The sequence below is a fragment of the Intrasporangium sp. genome, assembly GCF_051961875.1.
Classification (GTDB): Bacteria; Actinomycetota; Actinomycetes; order Actinomycetales; family Dermatophilaceae; genus Intrasporangium_A.
The window spans coordinates 1-3420 of sequence record NZ_JBQCCV010000306.1; the positions used below are offsets into that span (position 1 = coordinate 1).

General features: G+C 70.0%; 3 protein-coding genes. 1 reads left to right on the forward strand and 2 read right to left on the reverse strand.

Annotated features, from left to right (window positions below; genetic code table 11):
- Window positions 1-202 precede the first annotated feature (202 nt).
- Together ACTHJJ_RS18765 and ACTHJJ_RS18770 are read right to left on the reverse strand one after the other, a co-directional pair.
- Window positions 203-1237: a M48 family metallopeptidase gene (locus ACTHJJ_RS18765; protein WP_440304467.1), complete on the reverse strand. Its 1035-nt coding sequence runs from the start codon at window positions 1235-1237 to the stop codon at window positions 203-205.
- Between the two features lie 51 nt (window positions 1238-1288).
- A complete protein-coding gene (locus ACTHJJ_RS18770; protein ID WP_440304468.1) occupies window positions 1289-1633 on the reverse strand; it encodes a cupin domain-containing protein in 345 nt (114 codons plus the stop codon).
- A 227-nt stretch (window positions 1634-1860) separates the two neighbouring features.
- Between ACTHJJ_RS18770 and lepA the strand changes: the two genes are divergently transcribed.
- Window positions 1861-3420, forward strand: a 1560-nt coding sequence (lepA, locus tag ACTHJJ_RS18775) for a translation elongation factor 4 (protein WP_440304469.1), incomplete at its 3' end; no start/stop codon positions are given.

The window sequence follows — 3420 nt, forward strand, 5'->3', positions numbered from 1 at the left end:
TCGGTCGTCCTCGCCGCCGGCTGGGGCTACGGCGCGCCGAGCCGCGTCGGTGCCGGCCTCGCGGTGCTCGGCGTCGGCGTCGCGGTGTGGTCGGCGGCCCTGGAGCGGCGCCGCGCCTGAGGCACCCTCACGGCATTTCGCCCCAACTGCCGTGTGCGGGCTCCGCGGCCGCGGTAGGAAGTGGTCCGCACGGCTCGCGGACTCAGCGCTCGCCGTCGACGTCCTGCGTCTCATCGGCGGGCACCTTGACGGTGAAGGCGGGCTCGAGGCCTGTAGCGCGCCGGTCGATGCCGGCCACCTCGACCATCGGGGTGGGCTGGAAACCGACGTGGGCCGGGAGCCGGTGCTGCGTGGGGTCGACGGGCTGGCGCCAGGGCCAGGGGTCTCGCGGGCGCCAGAGGAGCCTGCCGTGTCGGCGCCGGTCGCGCAGCGCGTGCATGCGCCAGACCAGGACGGGGTGCGTCGACAGGGCGTTGGCCATCCAGACGAAGAAGCCCGGCTCGGTCACGGCGCGGTCCGCCATCGCGTCGACATCGACGGAACGGTTGAGGTACTTGCCACCGGCGAGCGTCGCCATCGCGAGTCTCGCGCCCTGCGGCACGATGGCGTGGCCGTAGTTGTCCGCGGTGTACTCCTGGGCGCGGCTCAGGGTCGTCCCGATGAAGGGTATGTACTGCGAGGCGAACGTCCCGAGCACGCGCCAGTAGCTGGTGTGCCCGGCCGCGATGTGACCCACCTCGTGGGCGATGACGAAGCGCAAGGCGTCCGGGTCGCGCGCCGCCCCGCCGACCTCGAGCAGGTCGCTGTAGACGACGACGAACCGGCGAAACCCGTGGCCCGAGGCGGCGGCGTTGATGATCCCGTTCCCGAGCACGACGTAGGCATCGGGGACGTAGGGGAGGCCGGAGCGGGCCGCTGCGTCGACGAGCATGGCGTGCGCCTCGGGGAACTGCTCCACGGTCAGCTTGATCCCGTTGAGACGCTGCTGCGCCCAGAACTGCCCGCGCGCGAACCAGACCAGCAGGGGAGCGAGCACGAGCAGGACGGCATAGATGTCGGGGTCGCGATCCTCGGCGGCGGCCGCGACGAACTCGGAGAGGGCCCAGAACAACACGAGGATCGAGGTGACGATGGCGACGACGAGGGCGAGGATCTCGAGGCGGTGCCGGACCGCCCGTCGCATCGGCACCTGCGATCCCGGGGGAGCGGCGAGTCGGGCCATCGGTTTCGGTCGCATGGCGGTCATTCTCGCGCAGGGCCGCCAGGGATCGGCCCGATCGTCAGCACGTCATTCGAGCCACTCGGTCTCGAAATGGTCGTTGGCGTGGATGTGGAGCGCTTCGTACCCGTCGGGACCGGTCGAGAACTTGTGCGGCGTGTCCTTCGGCACGACGAGGATCTGGCCGGCCCGTCCGACGACCTGCTCGGTGCCGATCGTGAAGGTTGCGGAGCCGCGCCGGATGACGAACGTCTCTGCGTAGGTGTGCTGGTGCAACCGGGGACCGGCCCCCTCACGGTCCGTCCACTCGAGGATGAGAGACAGGCCCGCGCCACCCGGAAGGCGCTCGTAGTTGTCCGTCCAGTGCTCGCCGCCGTCCCGCCCGTCGGGTCGGTTGATGACGTATCCGTCCATCGGCACACGCTAACGGCGGCGACGGGGCGCGGAGGCCTTTCGTCGTGAAGCGGCCTCTCGACGCGAGCGGACCTCAGCACTGACGACGCGCCCGGCGGGAGTCGGCCTGGCACGCGAAGGGGGTGAGCGGCATACCCGAAAAGCGTGGGAGACTGACCCCTCGGGGGCGACGGCCCCCGCGAGAGCCCCCAACCCCTGTCTGCGAGGTCTGTCCCACCGTGTCGCCCATGGCCCGCTCCGCGCTTGCGCCCAACGCAACGCCGCCGGACCTGATCCGCAACTTCTGCATCATCGCGCACATCGACCATGGCAAGTCGACGCTCGCCGACCGGATGCTCCAGCTCACCGGTGTCGTCGAGGAGCGCTCGATGCGCGCGCAGTACCTCGACCGGATGGACATCGAGCGGGAGCGCGGCATCACGATCAAGAGCCAGGCCGTGCGGATGCCGTGGACGGCCAAGGACGGGGCAGGCGCCGACATCACGTATGCCCTCAACATGATCGACACCCCGGGGCACGTCGACTTCACGTATGAGGTGTCCCGCTCGCTCGCCGCGTGCGAGGGGGCGGTCCTGCTCGTCGACGCTGCTCAGGGCATCGAGGCGCAGACCCTCGCGAACCTCTACCTCGCGATGGAGAACGACCTCACGATCGTCCCGGTGCTGAACAAGATCGACCTGCCGGCAGCCCAGCCGGAGAAGTACGCCGACGAGCTCGCGCGGCTCATCGGCGGCGAGCCGGAGGACTGCCTCCGCGTCTCCGGGAAGACCGGCGAGGGCGTCGAGGCGCTCCTCGACACCATCGTCGAGAAGCTCCCCGCGCCGACGGGCGACCCGCAGGCGCCGGCCCGCGCGATGATCTTCGACTCGGTCTACGACACCTACCGGGGGGTCGTCACCTACGTCCGTGTCGTCGACGGCAACCTCAACCCGCGCGAGCGGATCCTCATGATGTCGACGAAGGCGACCCACGAGCTGCTCGAGATCGGCGTCATCAGCCCCGAGCCGGTGCCCTCGAAGGGCCTCGGGGTGGGTGAGGTCGGCTACCTCATCACCGGGGTCAAGGACGTGCGCCAGTCGCGTGTCGGTGACACGGTGACGAACTCGAGCCGGCCGGCGCGTGACGCGCTCGGGGGATACCGCGACCCGAAGCCGATGGTCTTCTCGGGGCTCTATCCCATCGACGGGTCGGACTACCCCGCCCTGCGCGACGCTCTCGACAAGCTCAAGCTCAACGACGCCGCGCTCGTCTACGAGCCGGAGACCTCGGCCGCGCTCGGCTTCGGCTTCCGGTGCGGCTTCCTCGGCCTGCTCCACCTCGAGATCGTCCGGGAGCGGCTCGAGCGCGAGGGGGGCCTCGATCTCATCTCCACCCAGCCGAACGTCGTCTATGACGTGACGCTCGACGACGGCAGCCACGTCCACGTGACGAACCCAAGCGAGTTCCCCGACGGCAAGATCGCCGAGGTGAGCGAGCCGGTCGTCCGGGCGACGATCCTCGCGCCGAGCGAGTTCATCGGGGCGATCATGGAGCTCTGCCAGTCCAAGCGCGGGACGCTGCGGGGGATGGACTACCTGTCCGAGGACCGCGTCGAGATGCGCTACACGCTGCCGCTCGCCGAGATCGTCTTCGACTTCTTCGACCAGCTGAAGTCCCGGACGCGGGGCTACGCCTCGCTCGACTACGAGCCGGACGGGGAGCAGGTGGCCGACCTCGTCAAGGTCGACATCCTCCTGCAGGGCGAGCAGGTCGACGCCTTCTCGGCCATCGTCCACAAGGACAAGGCG